Annotated in this window: 10 protein-coding genes, 17 tRNA genes and 1 rRNA gene; 3 read left to right on the top strand and 25 right to left on the bottom strand. The window is 38.8% G+C overall.

What is annotated here, in order from left to right:
- Window positions 1-23: 23 nt before the first annotated feature.
- The gene (locus ACLV7Q_RS01865; RefSeq protein ID WP_218757337.1) at window positions 24-2,003 is read right to left on the bottom strand and encodes a peptide ABC transporter substrate-binding protein; all 1,980 of its coding nucleotides are present in this window, start codon (window positions 2,001-2,003) and stop codon (window positions 24-26) included.
- Between the two features lie 217 nt (window positions 2,004-2,220).
- Between ACLV7Q_RS01865 and ACLV7Q_RS01860 the strand changes: the two genes are divergently transcribed.
- Window positions 2,221-3,387, top strand: coding sequence for an IS30 family transposase (locus tag ACLV7Q_RS01860; protein WP_218757336.1), 1,167 nt, complete (start codon window positions 2,221-2,223; stop codon window positions 3,385-3,387).
- 843 nt (window positions 3,388-4,230) lie between these two features.
- Here ACLV7Q_RS01860 and ACLV7Q_RS01855 read toward each other — a convergent pair.
- From ACLV7Q_RS01855 to ACLV7Q_RS01830, 6 genes are all read right to left on the bottom strand, one after another.
- A complete protein-coding gene (locus tag ACLV7Q_RS01855) occupies window positions 4,231-5,424 on the bottom strand; it encodes an O-antigen ligase family protein (protein ID WP_218757335.1) in 1,194 nt (397 codons plus the stop codon).
- A 137-nt stretch (window positions 5,425-5,561) separates the two neighbouring features.
- The gene (gtfA, locus tag ACLV7Q_RS01850) at window positions 5,562-7,004 is read right to left on the bottom strand and encodes a sucrose phosphorylase (RefSeq protein ID WP_218757334.1); all 1,443 of its coding nucleotides are present in this window, start codon (window positions 7,002-7,004) and stop codon (window positions 5,562-5,564) included.
- Window positions 7,005-7,323: 319 nt separating this feature from the next.
- Complete coding sequence (locus ACLV7Q_RS01845; RefSeq protein WP_218757333.1) at window positions 7,324-8,157, bottom strand: carbohydrate ABC transporter permease; 834 nt, start codon at window positions 8,155-8,157, stop codon at window positions 7,324-7,326.
- A gap of 16 nt (window positions 8,158-8,173) precedes the next feature.
- The gene (locus tag ACLV7Q_RS01840; protein ID WP_218757332.1) at window positions 8,174-9,046 is read right to left on the bottom strand and encodes a carbohydrate ABC transporter permease; all 873 of its coding nucleotides are present in this window, start codon (window positions 9,044-9,046) and stop codon (window positions 8,174-8,176) included.
- An 18-nt stretch (window positions 9,047-9,064) separates the two neighbouring features.
- A complete protein-coding gene (locus tag ACLV7Q_RS01835) occupies window positions 9,065-10,315 on the bottom strand; it encodes an extracellular solute-binding protein (protein ID WP_218757331.1) in 1,251 nt (416 codons plus the stop codon).
- 34 nt (window positions 10,316-10,349) lie between these two features.
- The gene (locus tag ACLV7Q_RS01830) at window positions 10,350-12,512 is read right to left on the bottom strand and encodes an alpha-galactosidase (RefSeq protein ID WP_218757330.1); all 2,163 of its coding nucleotides are present in this window, start codon (window positions 12,510-12,512) and stop codon (window positions 10,350-10,352) included.
- Between the two features lie 107 nt (window positions 12,513-12,619).
- On the opposite strand from ACLV7Q_RS01830, the gene ACLV7Q_RS01825 reads away from it, so the two are divergent.
- Together ACLV7Q_RS01825 and birA are read left to right on the top strand one after the other, a co-directional pair.
- Window positions 12,620-13,480, top strand: a complete 861-nt coding sequence (locus tag ACLV7Q_RS01825) for an AraC family transcriptional regulator (protein ID WP_218757329.1) — start codon at window positions 12,620-12,622, stop codon at window positions 13,478-13,480.
- Window positions 13,477-14,412: a bifunctional biotin--[acetyl-CoA-carboxylase] ligase/biotin operon repressor BirA gene (gene birA, locus ACLV7Q_RS01820; RefSeq protein ID WP_218757328.1), complete on the top strand. Its 936-nt coding sequence runs from the start codon at window positions 13,477-13,479 to the stop codon at window positions 14,410-14,412. The genes ACLV7Q_RS01825 and birA overlap by 4 nt, the downstream gene beginning before the upstream one ends.
- A gap of 125 nt (window positions 14,413-14,537) precedes the next feature.
- Here the strand turns inward: birA and ACLV7Q_RS01815 are convergent.
- From ACLV7Q_RS01815 to rrf, 18 genes are all read right to left on the bottom strand, one after another.
- A tRNA-Ser gene (locus ACLV7Q_RS01815) sits at window positions 14,538-14,625 on the bottom strand.
- A gap of 6 nt (window positions 14,626-14,631) precedes the next feature.
- A tRNA-Ile gene (locus ACLV7Q_RS01810) sits at window positions 14,632-14,705 on the bottom strand.
- Window positions 14,706-14,740: 35 nt separating this feature from the next.
- A tRNA-Gly gene (locus ACLV7Q_RS01805) sits at window positions 14,741-14,811 on the bottom strand.
- Between the two features lie 20 nt (window positions 14,812-14,831).
- Window positions 14,832-14,904: transfer RNA gene (locus ACLV7Q_RS01800), tRNA-Phe, on the bottom strand.
- 3 nt (window positions 14,905-14,907) lie between these two features.
- Window positions 14,908-14,981: transfer RNA gene (locus tag ACLV7Q_RS01795), tRNA-Met, on the bottom strand.
- Between the two features lie 9 nt (window positions 14,982-14,990).
- Window positions 14,991-15,080, bottom strand: a tRNA-Ser gene (locus ACLV7Q_RS01790).
- A gap of 10 nt (window positions 15,081-15,090) precedes the next feature.
- Window positions 15,091-15,164 (bottom strand) — tRNA-Ile (locus tag ACLV7Q_RS01785).
- 13 nt (window positions 15,165-15,177) lie between these two features.
- Window positions 15,178-15,251, bottom strand: a tRNA-Met gene (locus ACLV7Q_RS01780).
- A gap of 5 nt (window positions 15,252-15,256) precedes the next feature.
- Window positions 15,257-15,330 (bottom strand) — tRNA-Pro (locus tag ACLV7Q_RS01775).
- 15 nt (window positions 15,331-15,345) lie between these two features.
- Window positions 15,346-15,419: transfer RNA gene (locus ACLV7Q_RS01770), tRNA-Arg, on the bottom strand.
- An 11-nt stretch (window positions 15,420-15,430) separates the two neighbouring features.
- Window positions 15,431-15,516 (bottom strand) — tRNA-Leu (locus ACLV7Q_RS01765).
- A 7-nt stretch (window positions 15,517-15,523) separates the two neighbouring features.
- Window positions 15,524-15,595, bottom strand: a tRNA-Gly gene (locus ACLV7Q_RS01760).
- Between the two features lie 22 nt (window positions 15,596-15,617).
- Window positions 15,618-15,690: transfer RNA gene (locus tag ACLV7Q_RS01755), tRNA-Thr, on the bottom strand.
- Between the two features lie 18 nt (window positions 15,691-15,708).
- A tRNA-Leu gene (locus ACLV7Q_RS01750) sits at window positions 15,709-15,790 on the bottom strand.
- A gap of 5 nt (window positions 15,791-15,795) precedes the next feature.
- A tRNA-Lys gene (locus tag ACLV7Q_RS01745) sits at window positions 15,796-15,868 on the bottom strand.
- A gap of 24 nt (window positions 15,869-15,892) precedes the next feature.
- Window positions 15,893-15,965: transfer RNA gene (locus tag ACLV7Q_RS01740), tRNA-Asp, on the bottom strand.
- Between the two features lie 2 nt (window positions 15,966-15,967).
- Window positions 15,968-16,040: transfer RNA gene (locus tag ACLV7Q_RS01735), tRNA-Val, on the bottom strand.
- Window positions 16,041-16,044: 4 nt separating this feature from the next.
- Window positions 16,045-16,160: ribosomal RNA gene (gene rrf / locus ACLV7Q_RS01730) — 5S ribosomal RNA — on the bottom strand.
- Window positions 16,161-16,193 lie beyond the last annotated feature (33 nt).

Raw genomic sequence — 16,193 nt, 5'->3', positions numbered from 1 at the left:
GAGAAAGTTCTATTAGAAATTATTTACTTCACATGACTTGCCAATTCTTTTTGAGCTTTCTCATTTGATTCAGCTTTTTCTTTCAACCATTTTTCACGAGCTTTTTCATACTCTTTCTTAGTCACCGCTTTATCTTGTAATTTCAAATATTTGAAGTAAACATCTGACCCCTTAGAGCCTGTTTGCGCAGAAGCTCCAGTAAATGGAACAACTCGTGAAAGCACCGGTGCTGCACCAGCAGAAGCCATAGCAGGAATAAAGAGTGAACTATCTGTCAACCATGCTTGAGCCGCTGCATATTTTTCATAACGGACATTCAAGTCGCTTGTCTCTTTGGCAGCTTCATCAACTAATTTATCGTATTCTTTCAAACCAACTTGAACTACTGAAGGGCTATTTGGATTATCAAATCCTAAATATGTTTTTGTAGTTTCACTGCTAGTTGTTTTTAAAATATCCAGGTAAGTAGATGGGTCTTGATAGTCTGGCCCCCATGAAACTCCTCCCGATACATCCCAATCCTCAGCTGACGCATTAGCAGCATAGTAAGTGATATTAAGAAATTCATCTCTTGTCATTTGTTGAATATCAACCACGACATTTTCAGCACCAAGAACTGTTTCTACAGATTGTTTAAAGGACTGAATACGGGATATGTAGCCTTTTGCTGCTTGGTCTACTGGAACATCCAAATGAATAGGGAACTGAACGCCGTCTGCTTCTAAAGTTTTCTTAGCTTTTGCAAATTCTGCCTTGGCCTTGTCAGCATTGAATAAACCATCCTGCCCATCAGCTAAATTCACACCTTTCCACTCATCTCCATAGGCAGGAAGTTGAGCAGCGACTAAATCACCAAAGGTCTTCTCACCAACTGAAACAAAGTCTGGTTTTACAAATAAATTACGAACTGCTAAAGCTGCTCCATCTTTACCATTGATTTGAGCAGAGTAAGCTGAGCGATCAAAAGCAAAATTCAAGGCTTGACGGAAATCTTTGTTAAGCAATGCCTTCTTAGTAGAGGCTTTCTCTGAATCGGTAGTTTTAGAAGTATAGTTGTAACTTTGGCGATCAATATTCACACCTATACCAGCAATCCCAGAGTCTGGTTGTGTGTAATAGATATTGTCCTTGTATTCTTCTGCAACCTTAGAGTAGTTGGAACTGGTAGGGAAAAGACGAGCAAAACTATAAGCTCCACTAGTGAAGTTACGCTCTAGCGACTCCTGATCTGAGCCATCATAGTAAGCCAGATTTATAGTATCTAGGTGGACGTTTTCTTTGTCCCAATATTGTTCATTTTTTACAAACTCTACAGAAGATTTTGCAGTCAACCCTTTCAACAAGAATGGCCCATTATAAAGCAAGGATGTCGGATCTGTTGGTTTAGCAAAATCGCTTCCTTTTGATGTTTCGAATTCTTCATTCAGAGGCCAGAAAATAGAATAGGTCAACTTAGAGTTCCAGAACGGTTCAGGCTGGTTCAAAGTGTATTGTAACGTATAATCATCAACCGCCTTGACACCAACTGTTGAAAAATCTGTTGAAGTTCCTGATAGATAATCTGCCAAGCCTTTAACCGAATTTTCAGCTAAATACATAGCTTCTGATTTTTTATCTGCTGCGTGTTTTAAACCGTTCACGAAATCTTTAGCCGTCACCTCTGCATATTCTTCTCCATCCGAGGTAAACCATTTAACCCCTTTACGAATCTTATAAGTGTAGGTCAAACCATCCTTAGAGACTTCCCAATCCTCTGCCACTGCAGGGGTAAGATTTCCGTAATTATCATTAGTAAATAAACCATCAATCCCATTTGAAGTCACTACTTTTGTACTATTTTTACTTGAAATCAGGTAGTCCAAGGTTTCTGGGTCTGCTGTATAAATATAGCCATAAGCTTTAGGGGCTGATGAATCAGATGATTTTGAAGAACTGCATGCTGCAAGTACACCTGCTGCTAATAAAACAAGACCTGCTGTAGCAAATACACGACTTTTTTTCATTTTCTACTCCTCTGTTTATGTGAATTATAGATTGACAACCATTATATCATATTATCCATTAAAAATCAAACAAATTTTCAGAATATTTAGGCTTATTAACACAAAGGTAATTTCTCAAAGTAACTTCCACTTGCCTGACCAAAGTGGAAATTAGTCTAAAACGGATTTTTATGGTGGAATTAAGTGTGAGACGTTTGAGTTAGAAATGAGGTCTACTATGACAAAATATAAACACCTTACCCTTTCAGACCGTAATGATATCCAATTAGGCTTAGAGCGCGGTGAAACCTTCAAAGCTATCGGGCAACTTATTCTAAAAGACCCAACTACCGTTTCCAAAGAAGTCAAACGAAACAGACAAGTCCGAGAGTCTACATGCCATAACCTTCCTTGCCCTTTACTCGATAAGGCTACCTTTGTCTGTAACGGTTGCCCTAAAAGAAGACAAAATTGTGGATTTAAAAAAATTTTCTACCTAGCTAAGCAAGCTCAAAAGCAGTACGAACAAACTCTTGTTGAATCTCGTGAAGGAACTCCTCTCAATTCCAAGACCTTCTGGGATATGGACAAAGTCATTTCTGATGGGGTTAAAAAGGGACAACACATCTATCATATCCTCAAAACTCATAACCTTGATGTCAGCTCCTCAACCGTCTATCGACATATCCGAAAAGGATACCTATCTATCGCTCCTATTGACCTAGCCAGAGCCGTTAAATTCAAAGAAAGACGGAAAAGTAAGCTACCTTCCATCCCTAAAGAAGCGAAAAAAGGCCGTTACTATGAGGATTTCCAAAACTATTTAGCACTGAATCAACTAGACTCTTGGCTAGAAATGGATACAGTTATGGGGAGAATGGGAGGTAAAGTCCTACTCACCTTCAACCTGTCTTTCTGTAACTTTATCTTCGCTAGACTGCTGGATAATAAAACTGCCCTTGAGGTTACCAAACACCTCTATGACATCAAGAACACTCTTCACCAAGCTGACAAAGACTTCTTCCAACTCTTTCCTGTCATTCTTACCGATAATGGTGGAGAGTTTGCCAGGGTCGATGATATCGAAATGGATGTGCAAGGAGAGAGTAAACTCTTCTTTTGTGACCCTAATCGCTCTGACCAGAAAGGGAGAATTGAGAAAAATCACACGCTGATTCGCGACATTCTACCTAAGGGAACTTCTTTTGACAATTTAACCCAAGAGGACATCAATCTCGTTTGTTCTCATGTCAACAGTGTCAAACGTGCTGCTTTGAATGGAAAGTCAGCCTATGAACTCTTTGCCTTTACCTATGGAGAAGAGATTCCTAAACTTCTCGGCATTTCTAAAATACCTGCAGAAGACGTCTGTCAGTCGTCTAAATTACTCCAACATAAGTTCTAAAAACTAACCTAAAACCCTATTCAAACGTCTCACACTAACTTCCACCATAGCGGAACTTAATCTGAAACGCTTTCAGATGAGGGGATTTTGTGCGCTCTTTTTTCGATTCATTTTGGCTACAAAAGCAATAAAATCAAGCATGTTTAAAACCAGTGGAACTTACCCTGACACGGATTTCCACTGGTTTTTAGGATTTTTATCAGACTAACTTCTACTTGGATTAGCAGTGGAAGTTAGTTTGGGAATTTACCTTATTAACACAAATTTTTCATTTTTTCTGAATATATGATTCAAATTGTCGTTCGAAGTATCAAAGGCTACAGCGAAAATAGGAAATTTGACGCAGAAACTTTGGAGCTTAGAAGGACCTATAGTAAAACGAAATACGGACGGAACAATGTGATTTTGGAATTCAAATTAAATTATAACAATATTGTAGAAGTATCATTCTAGTATTCAAGATTCAGTTTACTATATCTTTTTCACACCAACCTTATTCCGAATTTAATGACTTTCGTGATTTACGCATATAGTTTAAGACTATCTTTTATACTTTAAAATTCTCGCTACCGTATCCACTATGTACGCCTTACTATCACGTTCCTGTTCATAGCCTACGATTTCACTATTGCTTTCTCTGACAATTCTTATTTCCTGCGTCAGACTTAAAAAGATCTATCCCCAGACCATTTTAATCCGCTACCTCACGATAGTCAGGCTTGGGGAGCGCTATTGTATTCGCCGGTAGTGAATCCCTACAGAGGACTTACACCTCAGATGCACGACATGCCCATCGTATAAAAAAATCTCCTACCTAAGGTAGAAGATTTCAATCTTATAAACTTAATCCGTCATGTCCGATACCAAGGTTCGATGCTCCAATGGAACACTGCACATAACTAGCAAGAAAATAAAACCTGACTGAATCCAGAAGAGGGCCAGGTCAAAGATTCCGTGCACAGCAACCACTGTAAGGAAAGACAGATAAAGACCGATAATCGGGCGTTTCCCCGACTCCTGACTCATATCCATCATCAAGCGAACAGGAGCAACAGAAGACAAAACTAATAAAATAGTCCCCACAACTCCGTAACTCAGAATCGTATCAATATAAAGACTATGAGCATGTTCATGATAAGGAGCATTTATCCGAGGATAAGAGTGCATGTAGGTCAATGGCCCTTCACCCCAAAAAGGATTCTGCTTAAACAAGGCCATCCCAGCATCCCAGATAGAAATGCGTTCTTCCATAGAAGAATCTAAAGTCCCCATCCGCACTCCCAAATCACTGGAAAAAAGGAAACTCAAGCCAATCGCAAAGACCCCAATACTAAGCCAAAAGGCCTTCCAGTTTTTAATGGTCGTAAAGAGATAAATAATGGCTCCAGCGATAATAGCAGGAAAGGCAGTTCGATTTTGCGTAAAGTTCAAACCAAAGAGATTCACAAAGCCTGCAATCACACAGAATACTTTCAACCAATTCAACTTGGTCGTTGTAAACAGATAGAAGGCAATCATGATACAGAAACAACAAATAATTCCATAATAATTAGGATTAAAGAAGGTCACTTCTGCACGATTCTGATGCCACACCTGCATATTGGGTGAAAGAAAAGCATAGTTAAATTTCTTTACAATTTGGAAATGTTCTAAACTCGCAAAAGCAGCTGATAATACACTACCAAACAAGACGAGCTGCAAAATCAATCGAAAGAATTTATGTGATAAAATCGACTGATAATGCAAAAAGAAAACAGTAAATAGAAACATTCCTACTGAAGCCACAAGACCCATCCAATTTTGTGCAAAAATGGATATTACAGTACTATAGCCAAGAAAAAGAAGCAGCATCGGATGCTCCCCCATTTTCTGAAGAATACTTTTCATGTCTCCTGTAAAAATTAAACTGATAATATATAAACAGAATACAACTACAAAAAGATAAAAGGGTAAAAAGATACTCAGGATAATTCCCAATAAAATCAGCTCTTTACTAGACAACCCTTTCAGCTTTTCAATAAAGCCTATTGATTTCAAAATGAATCCTTTCTCTCCAAATCAGTTGATTCAGATAATAGTAAGCTATCCTATATTGTACCACTTTTTTAGCAATTTGAAAACAAAGGAAACGTTTTCTAAAATAAAAACCCTATTTTATCAACCATATCAAGGCTTCAAAATGTTACTTCAATTCCGTTTTCAATTACCCGATAAGTCTGATTTTGCAAATCAATTTCTGCTACTGCTGTTACGGACTTATCTTTATTTTGACGTTTGATTACAATGCTGTGGGCTGTTGGTGTTTCAATGTCAATAGTCCCTTCTAAATCAAATGCTACTGATCGATTACGGAAAGAAAATAGATTGAGAAGGGCCTTCACCACAGGACGTTGGACTTCTTCTGCTATTTCCTCATTGCTATAGTAATGACGATTAATATTTCGACCTTCTTTAGTTTCTTCTAATAATTTCAAATCATTCTTGCCTGCTAATAGACCTACATAGTAGACCTGAGGAATGCCTGGGGCAAAAGCTTGAATTAGACGAGCGAGAAAATACTTGACATCATCATCTCCAAGCGCAGAATAGTAGGTTGAATTGATTTGGTAGATATCTAAATTGTTATACTCTGCACTGGAGTACTTACGTTTGACATTCGCTCCAACCTTATAGAGTTCATTTGAAGCATAGTCAATTTCCTCATCAGTCAGGATAGCCTTGACATCTACTACTCCAATCCCATCATGGGTATCTAGCGTCGTAAATTGCTTCATTGGGCTCATCTTTAACCACTTAGCCAAACGCTCTGTTCTGGAACTGTAAAGAGTATAAAGTGTCACCATTGGAAGAGCAAAATCGTAAACGTAGTAATCATGGTCCGCTATTTTAAACTGAATCGAATAATGTTCATGAATCTCAGGTAAGAGCTCTGTCCCATACTCAGCAGCGATATCTCGAACTTTGTCCAATAAATCCCAAATATCTGGTTCCACAAAGAAATCATTGGTATCCAATTTCTTCACTGCATAAGCAAAGGCATCTAAGCGAATCAAATCACACCCATTACTTGCCAAGTGCTGAATGGTCTTACGGATAAATTCCATCGTTACTTCTTTGGTCACATCAAGATCAATCTGCTCCTCACCAAAGGTATTCCACAAATGTTCCACTGAACCATCTTCAAACACAATCTCTTGCTTTGGTGCACGATCCTTACGCTTGTAAATTAAATCTACATCAGACTGTGTCGGACGGTTTTCCGGCCAAAACTTATCCCAGTTTAAAAAGAGATCTTTAAATTCACTGGCTTCATGTTTTTCTTGATAGTCCTTATAATACTTAGATTGACGAGAAATATGATTAATCATAAAGTCAAACATAAGATAATATTTCTCACCTAAACGCTTAACATCCTCCCAATCACCAAAAGCTGAATCCACTTCGTCGTAGTCAACTGGCGCAAATCCACGATCACCTGTTGATGGGAAAAATGGTAGAAGGTGAACTCCCCCAATAGCATCTCCAAAATGCTCTTCCAAATTCTCATATAAGTCTTTAAGATTATTTCCCAGACTATCTGAATAGGTAATCAACATAGTTTTATTCTGAATTGGCATCATTACTCTCCTTTTTCTAATTGAAGCCAAGTCTCATATGACTTGGCTTCGTAAATCAAATTCATATTATACTCTTTGAAAATCTCTTCAAACCACGTCAGCTTTATCTGCAACCTCAAAGCTGTGCTTTGAGCAACCTGCGGCTAGCTTCCTAGTTTGCTCTTTGATTTTCATTGAGTATTAAATCTCTGTTTATCATCAAACTCGTACTAATATAGACTGTGATAAACTAAGTACTACTTTCTTGTTTTCTATATGGAATTATCAACAAGCTGAACCCTTCCTCTGTGTCAGAGACTATAGATTCCATGAGTTCTTCTTACTTCACTGCCCCGTTGCTCATTCCTGAAATAATATGTTTTTGGAAGATGAGGTAGACGACAGTTATTGTTACAATTCCCACAATATAGGATGCAAAACTTGGCCCATAGTCATTAAAATACTGACCTTGGTAGTTGTACTGGAAGAGAGGCAAAGTCCACAGCTTGGAATCCTTATTCAAAATCAACAATGGCAACATAAAGTCATTCCAGAACCATAATGCATTGATAATCAAAGTTGTAGCATGCATGGGCTTCAGCATTGGAAAGATAATTCGACGGTAAGTTGTAAATCGATCAGCCCCATCAATTTCTGCAGCTTCATCTAAACTATCTGATACACTGATTTTAATATAACCAACATACAAGAAGAGAGTCTGTGGAATTGCATAAGTTAGATAGAGTAGTACCAACCCCCACATATTTGCCAGGCCTAGTTTGCTCATCATAACTGTGATAGGAATCATAATCACCTGAAATGGAACAAATATCCCTAAGATCAAGAGCGAATACATAATTGCAAAGGCTTTTTTCTTGGACATATTTTGAGCAATGGAATAGGCTGCAGCTGGTATAAAGAAGGCTACTACAATCAATGATAACACCGTAATAACAGCTGAATTCCAGAAATAGCCTCCAATCCCATCCGAAACCAATCGTTCATAATTGCTTAATGTAAAAGGATTGGGCAAACCAAAGAAATGATTCATGATATCCTTGGTTGTCTTGAAGGAACTAAAAACCGTTACCAACAAAGGAACAAGTATGAGAATACCACCTACTATCAAGAGGACATACTTCCAAAACTGATTCAATTTTTCTTCTTTTTTCATGTGTAAGACTCCCAAATTAGATTTCAAATTTCTTTGATAGTTTGATTTGGATCAGAGAAACAATTCCAATAATTAAGAATAAAATCAAGGCAATTGCATTCGCATATCCATATTGATTACTCTTGAAGGCATAGTTGTAGACTAAAAGACCAAGAGACGTTGTAGCATTATTAGGACCACCACTCGTCAAGGCAAAAATTTGGTCAAAGGCAGTCAAACCGGACTTAAGAGCTAGGATAAAAACCATAGAAATCGTTGGTAGCAAATATGGTAATTCAATTTTCCAAAAAGTTTGTTTGCTTGTTGCACCATCAATTGATGCCGCCTCCAAAATATCACTTGGAATACTCTGAAGACCAGCAAGAAAGAGAATAATTGGCATTGCTACTCCTTGCCATAGAAGAACAAAAATAGTTGCCACTACCGCTCCGATTGGTGTTCCTAATAGACTTTCTTGTAAAAAACCAATCCCTAAAATTTTTCCAATCGTTGGAAGACCATAGTTGAAGAATTGTTTAAAAATCAAGGAAACTGTCAAACCAGACAAAACCGCTGGGAAAAAGAACCATGCTCTAAAGAAGGTCTGCCCTTTCATCTTAGAATTTAAGGCTCGAGCCACAACCATCCCAATTGTAATCTCTCCAATAATCAATGCCAGGGTTAAAATCAAAGTAAAAGCAATGGCTGTGAAGAATTTCCCATCAATCATCAGCAATTTGTAGTTATTCAGACCAACAAATTTATAATTATAGGTCAATCCAGTCCAGTTAGTCAAACTATAGAAAGCACCTTGTACCATCGGAAAGTAAAAGAAGATAGCTTGTAATGCAAGCGGGATGAGCAAAAAAGTCCAACCCCAGTATTTATTTAAAATTTTTCGGATAGCCATATCATCTTAACTCCTATTCTAGTCCAAATCCGCCTTCATTGGATTAAAGAAAGCATTGAGATTGTTTGCCATATTTTTCAGATTTTTATCCATCAAGTAACCTGCACTTAGATTGAAAAAATCTTCTTCAGAATTCCAGTGTTGACCCAACCAAACATAATGTTTATCCGTAAATGCTAGTTTAGAAATCTCTGCAAGTGCTGAATCTTCTTTTTCCTGTATACCTTTCACAGCAACTGGTGATCCATCCACATCATAATATGCTTGCATAGCTTTTGGACTAGTCATATAGCTGATAAATTCTTCGGTTTCTTTAGGATGTTTGGTAGTAGCTGAAGTTGATAGTGCCATGTCCCCTGCACCAACAGTGACTTCTTTTCCTACTTCTTCTCCTGGAAAGGCAAACATCCCCACATCAAATTTTGGATCCTGTTGATTAATTGCCGCTAATGCCCACGACCCTTGTGGCATCATCAAGGCTTTTTCATTCGAGAATGCTACCACCGCATCATTATAAGAGGCACCACGCCATCCATCTTGAGCATTGTCTGCCAACAAATCGAGTCGTTCTGCATCTGATTTTAAAATAGCATCATCTGCAGAGATAGCGTTTGGTTTTGAAAAGCGAAGATAGTTATTAGCTGCGTCTCCACTGCCTGTAATAGTAATGAGCGAAAGTTGGTGGTAACCATTTAATGTCCATCCCTCATTGCCTGCAACTGCAAACGGAGAATTCCCACTATCTTTTATCTTTTTAACAATCTCTTGAAACTCTTTAAAAGTCTTCGGTTCCTCAAGTCCTAATTCTTTAAACTTTGTTTTATTGTAATAGATTCCATAAAGGTTAGCAGTTAAAGGCACACTATAAATCTTGTTATTGATTGCATACTTTTCTGCATAGTCATTCTTAATATTCTCAAGATAGGACTTCCCTGTCATATCTGCAAAGTAACCTGCTTTTGCCCACTCCTGAAAATCCATATTTTGAGGATAGATATTAACAATATCTGGAACATCTCCTGATAAAATCCGAGTCTTCAGAACAATTCCAGCTGCCGGAACAGTCGTCAGTTTTACATCAATAGTAGGATGATCCTTTTCAAAATTATCTACAATTTTTTGCAAAGTATCCGCCATTTCAGTCTTCTGGTTAAAAAATTCAATCGTTACCTTTCCATCAGTCGATTGATTATTCTGACCACAAGCTGCTAGGCCTAGTAAACTAGCCCCAGCGACTAAAAGAAAACCTGCTTTCTTATACCATTTCATTGGAAAGCCTCCTTTATAAATTTATACACCCTTATTATAGTCTTCTAAAAATATACTGTTTACTCAAAAAATCTCCTTGGGATAAGATAACAGTTACGCCTGCATACATGAGTTCTGCACCTGAGTAAACTACTCCATTTTCCTGTAATTCATACAGTCCCTCTTCATCCAAATCTTTTAACTTTAAAGTTGTTTCCATGGTCTCTACAACTGACAAAACGCGAACGTAGGTTACAATCGTTTGATTGTTGTAATTAAATTGTACAGCTGCTTCATTGGATGCAGTATCAGGATTAATTAGTCTATACTGTTGTCCTAACTGAACTACTGGTCGTAATTCTTTATACAAGTTCACCTGATTAGCAATCTCAACTTTCTCTTCATCTGATAAACTTGTCAAATCAAGCTCATATCCCAAATTTCCCATCATTGCTACATGACCACGTGTTTCTAATGGTGTCGTTCGCCCCATCTGATGATTCGGTACTGCTGACACATGAGCCCCCATAGAAATGGTTGGATAGAGATGAGATGAACCGTATTGAATTGGTAAACGTGCAATAGCATCTGTATTATCACTAGCCCAGACTTGTGGGAAATAGCGCATCATACCAAGATCATTTCGTCCACCACCACCAGAGCAGGACTCAAAGAGAATATGGCTGTGCTTCTCTGTCAGATAAGCGACAAGTTCATAAAGCCCCAACATGTACTGATGAGATTGCATCTGTATTTCTAGATAAGTAAAGCCATTTCCTAGGTTAGTAATATTACGATTCATATCCCATTTAATGTAATCAATCTCATGATAAGATAGGAGTTGATCTAAGACATTTTTCAAGTATTCTACTACCTGAGGATTGGCAAGATTAAGTACTAATTGATTCCTAGAATAGGTATGCTCATAGCCAGGAACCTGAATAGCCCAGTCAGGATGTTTACGATACAAATCACTATCTACAGAAATCATCTCAGGTTCTAACCAAAGCCCAAACTGCAAACCTCTTTCGTGGATAGCTGAAATCAGACTTTCAAGACTTCCACCCAGTTTTTTCTCATTCACACTCCAGTCACCTAAAGCACGATTATCATCAAAGCGATTGCCAAACCAACCATCATCTAACACAAAAAGTTCAATGCCAACTTTCTTAGCCTCATCTGCCAACTCTAACAGTTTTTCTCTCTGAAAGTCAAAGTAAGTTGCTTCCCAGTTATTGATTAGAATTGGACGTTCTTTTTTAGAAAAGTTACTTGGCATAATGTGCTTCAGTACAAAATTCTGACTTTCATGACTAACACCAGTTAATCCCTGATCTGAATGGGTCACTAAAGCTACCGGTGTTTCAAAGTATTCCTCAGGGTCTAACTTCCAAGAAAAGTTTTCCGGATTAATCCCAATAGCCAGCCGAACTTCATTCAATTGATTCTTTTGAACAAAAGCTTCAAAGTTTCCACTATACATTAGTTGAATAGCAAACACATTCCCTGCATCCTCTGTGACTCCTTGATCACATAGTAGAAGAGCTGGTGTTTGAGCATGACCAGAAGCCCCACGGTTCGAACTAATCGAAAAGATTCCTTGTTCTACCTGTTGACGTCTGACAGTCTTTTCACGAGCATAAGCTCCCTGAAAAGTTACGATTTCGTAATCTGCAGCTGGAACATCAGCCATAAAAGAAAAATCTTTATGGATAACAACTTCCTGATTACTATTATTCACTAATTTACTGTAGCTAGCAATTGTCGCATTGTTATCAAAAGCAGTATAATACAAAGTCAGACTAAGTTGAGCCTTAGAATCTTCTAACATTAAGACAAGAGTCTCTGTATCGTCCATGCTATGTGGAGAAGGTAAGCCCTGTGGACCATTTTGACCTTTTAGAATCTTTGCTTCTATAAAACGAAAATCTGTTACCTCAGTTGCATCGTGCTGAACCTGTATAGTTGGTTTCCTAAAATCTCCTAAGCCATGTTGCCCAAAAATCTGTCGCTGAGTATCTAAACTAAAGGTTCGATTAGTAGCCGTTGGATTTCCTGAAAAGGCATGGTCTCGTTCATAAACACTATTGGAACCTTTATAGTTCTTAATAGTCTTTCCTAAATGTTTCAAAAGTAAGTAGCCATTTCGATTTTCAATAATCAAACTTAGATTTTTACTCTCAACATAAAATAGATTATTCTCTATCCTAACTCCCATTTACTTCACCTCATCACTTTATTGATTATATTTTATCACCTGAAATCGCTTTCCAAAATAGAAAAATGTCTCAAGAATATGGTAAAATGTTAGGTAGGAGGTAGCACATGTTAGTTTTTTCAGAATACCAGACTGGAACAATCGACCTTGCCCTAAGCTTTTATGGATATGAGGAATGCACACCTAATTACTCTTTTGGTCCAGCCATTCGTGATACATACGTCCTACATTACATTACTAAAGGACAAGGAAAATTTCATTACAAGGGTAAAATTGTTGATTTAAAAGAAGGAGATTTCTTTCTATTAAAACCAGAGGAACTAACCTTTTATCAAGCAGATAGTAAAGAACCTTGGGCCTACTACTGGTTAGGAATCACTGGAGGGAAAGCCCCTGATTATTTTGCTCTTTCTCAAATTTCTGATCAATCTTATCTCATCCAATCTGAAACTTGTCATACCCAGACTACTGCAAAACTCATCTCAGACATTGTCCGCTTCGCTCAGATTACAAAATCAAGTGAATTAGCTCAACTCCATATCATGGGACAACTTCATGAACTGATGTTTCATCTGGGAACTATTGCTCCCAATCAGAAAAAAAAGAATATTTCATCAACCCACCAACTCTATCTTGAATGCAAACGATTAATTGATAGCCACTATCCTCAATCACTTACAATTCAAGATTTAGCAAAAGAACTATCCGTTCACAGAAGCTACTTATCAAGCGTATTCAAAGAATTTAATACCTTATCACCCAAAGAATACCTACTCTACGTTCGAATGCACCGAGCTAAACAACTTCTCGAAAATACCCAAGAGTCTATCAAAGTAATTGCATATTCGGTAGGTTTTTCAGATCCACTCCATTTTTCAAAAGCTTATAAACAATACTTTAATCAGACTCCAAGTCAAACAAGAAAAGAATACTCTCAATACCAACTAGTGAGAAAGGAAACACTATGAAATCCTACCAAGCTGTCTATCAGATTCTAGCTAAAGAAAACGACTATATCAGCGGAGAAAAAATAGCAGAAGAACTATCCCTCAGCCGAACATCAATTTGGAAAGCCATCAGGCGTCTAGAACAAGAAGGCATTGAAATTGATAGTATCAAAAACAAAGGATATAAACTGATGAATGGTGACCTTATTCTTCCAGAGATCCTAGAAGAAAATCTTCCAATTAAAGTCAGTTTTAAACCCGAAACAAAATCAACACAACTCGATGCAAAAGAAGCAATTGATTTAGGGAATGAAGCAAACACCCTCTATCTAGCTTCCTATCAAACAGCAGGCCGAGGTCGATTTCAACGTTCTTTCTACTCACCACAAGGTGGCATTTATATGACACTCCATCTCAAACCAAATCTTCCTTACGACAAATTACCATTCTACACACTACTTGTAGCCGGAGCTATCTACAAAGCCATTAAGAACCTAACTTTAATAGATGTCGACATAAAATGGGTCAATGATATCTATCTAAACAATCATAAAATTGGAGGAATCCTTACAGAGGCCATGACCTCTGTAGAAACAGGCTTAGTCACAGATATCATTATTGGAGTAGGAATCAACTTTACTATTAATGATTTCCCACAAGAATTAAAAGAAAAAGCTGCTAGCTTATTTAAAACTACAGCTCCTATAACAAGGAATGAATTGATCATAGAAATCTGGCGTGCTTTCTTCGAAACACCAGCAGAGGATCTATTATACCTATATAAAAAACAGTCATTCGTTCTAGGAAAAGAAGTTACTTTCACACTAGATCAAAAAGACCACAAGGGACTTGCTAAAGACATCTCAGAAAATGGAAAACTTTTAATTCAATGTGATAACGGAAAAGAAATCTGGCTAAATAGTGGCGAAATTTCTCTCAATAGTTGGAAGTAAAATAACACAATTATAATATAAACGATATAAAAATAACTTCAGATTAGTAATGCAATTAAGTTTTACAGATCTGAAGTTTTATTGTTTCTAAAAGTAAAAAAGAGAGTTACAAACTCTCATTAAAACGGAGAATAAGGGATTCGAACCCTTGCGCCAGTTACCCGACCTAACGATTTAGCAAACCGTCCTCTTCAGCCTCTTGAGTAATTCTCCAATTAATGGGCACGAGTGGACTCGAACCACCGACCTCACGCTTATCAGGCGTGCGCTCTAACCACCTGAGCTACGCGCCCAAGTTAAAAAACTTGGTAATTTGAACAAAGTTCAAAGCGGGTGACGAGAATCGAACTCGCGACAACAGCTTGGAAGGCTGTAGTTTTACCACTAAACTACACCCGCATACATACTATAAGTAAAAATGGCGCGAGACGGAATCGAACCGCCGACACATGGAGCTTCAATCCATTGCTCTACCAACTGAGCTACCGAGCCTTATTGCGGGAGCAGGATTTGAACCTACGACCTTCGGGTTATGAGCCCGACGAGCTACCGAGCTGCTCCATCCCGCGTTAATAAAAAGGAGGATGTGGGATTCGAACCCACGCACGCTTTTACACGCCTGACGGTTTTCAAGACCGTTCCCTTCAGCCGGACTTGGGTAATCCTCCAATATTCAAATGGACCTTGTAGGACTTGAACCTACGACCACTCGGTTATGAGCCGAGAGCTCTAACCAGCTGAGCTAAAGGTCCAACAAGATCTTTATAGCGGCGAAGGGGATCGAACCCCCGACCTCCCGGGTATGAACCGGACGCTCTAGCCAGCTGAGCTACACCGCCATGAATCGGGAAGACAGGATTCGAACCTGCGACACCTTGGTCCCAAACCAAGTACTCTACCAAGCTGAGCTACTTCCCGAGTTAAATAGAAAAATGCACCCTAGAGGAGTCGAACCTCTAACCGCCTGATTCGTAGTCAGGTACTCTATCCAGTTGAGCTAAGGGTGCTCATTATATTATGCCGAGGACCGGAATCGAACCGGTACGATCGTTACCAATCGCAGGATTTTAAGTCCTGTGCGTCTGCCAGTTCCGCCACCCCGGCCTCTCTAAGCGAACGACGGGATTCGAACCCGCGACCCCCACCTTGGCAAGGTGGTGTTCTACCACTGAACTACGTTCGCACTGTTTTCTTCTATCTAAAAATGCCGGCTACATGACTTGAACACGCGACCCTCTGATTACAAATCAGATGCTCTACCAACTGAGCTAAGCCGGCTCATTTATTATATCTTAATGCGGGTTAAGGGACTTGAACCCCCACGCCGTTAAGCGCCAGATCCTAAATCTGGTGCGTCTGCCAATTCCGCCAAACCCGCATATATGACCCGTACTGGGCTCGAACCAGTGACCCATTGATTAAAAGTCAATTGCTCTACCAACTGAGCTAACGAGTCTAAAATAACTTCCGTTATCTTAAACGGTCCCGACGGGAATCGAACCCGCGATCTTCGCCGTGACAGGGCGACGTGATAACCGCTACACTACGGGACCTTTGGGAGTTAACGGGATCGAACCGCTGACCCTCTGCTTGTAAGGCAGATGCTCTCCCAGCTGAGCTAAACTCCCTAGAGCTAAGCGACTTCCATATCTCACAGGGGGCAACCCCCAACTACTTCCGGCGTTCTAGGGCTTAACTTCTGTGTTCGGCATGGGTACAGGTGTATCTCCTAGGCTATCGTCACTTAACTCTGAGTAATACCTACTCAAAATTGAATATCT

Source organism: Streptococcus mitis (assembly GCF_965111725.1).
In the GTDB taxonomy this organism is placed as follows: Bacteria; Bacillota; Bacilli; order Lactobacillales; family Streptococcaceae; genus Streptococcus; species Streptococcus mitis_DV.
The sequence above is the reverse complement of the archived record's forward strand: the minus strand, read 5'-3'. Positions and strand labels throughout refer to the sequence as shown.

Excerpts from the sequence above, each read along its gene's own strand:
- ACLV7Q_RS01860 (WP_218757336.1), top strand. The coding sequence starts at position 2,221 with ATGACAAAATATAAACACCTTACCCTTTCAGACCGTAATGATATCCAA.
- ACLV7Q_RS01830 (WP_218757330.1), bottom strand. The coding sequence starts at position 12,512 with ATGGGAGTTAGGATAGAGAATAATCTATTTTATGTTGAGAGTAAAAAT.
- ACLV7Q_RS01865 (WP_218757337.1), bottom strand. The coding sequence starts at position 2,003 with ATGAAAAAAAGTCGTGTATTTGCTACAGCAGGTCTTGTTTTATTAGCA.
- ACLV7Q_RS01835 (WP_218757331.1), bottom strand. The coding sequence starts at position 10,315 with ATGAAATGGTATAAGAAAGCAGGTTTTCTTTTAGTCGCTGGGGCTAGT.
- birA (WP_218757328.1), top strand. The coding sequence starts at position 13,477 with ATGAAATCCTACCAAGCTGTCTATCAGATTCTAGCTAAAGAAAACGAC.
- ACLV7Q_RS01840 (WP_218757332.1), bottom strand. The coding sequence starts at position 9,046 with ATGGCTATCCGAAAAATTTTAAATAAATACTGGGGTTGGACTTTTTTG.
- ACLV7Q_RS01825 (WP_218757329.1), top strand. The coding sequence starts at position 12,620 with ATGTTAGTTTTTTCAGAATACCAGACTGGAACAATCGACCTTGCCCTA.
- gtfA (WP_218757334.1), bottom strand. The coding sequence starts at position 7,004 with ATGCCAATTCAGAATAAAACTATGTTGATTACCTATTCAGATAGTCTG.
- ACLV7Q_RS01845 (WP_218757333.1), bottom strand. The coding sequence starts at position 8,157 with ATGAAAAAAGAAGAAAAATTGAATCAGTTTTGGAAGTATGTCCTCTTG.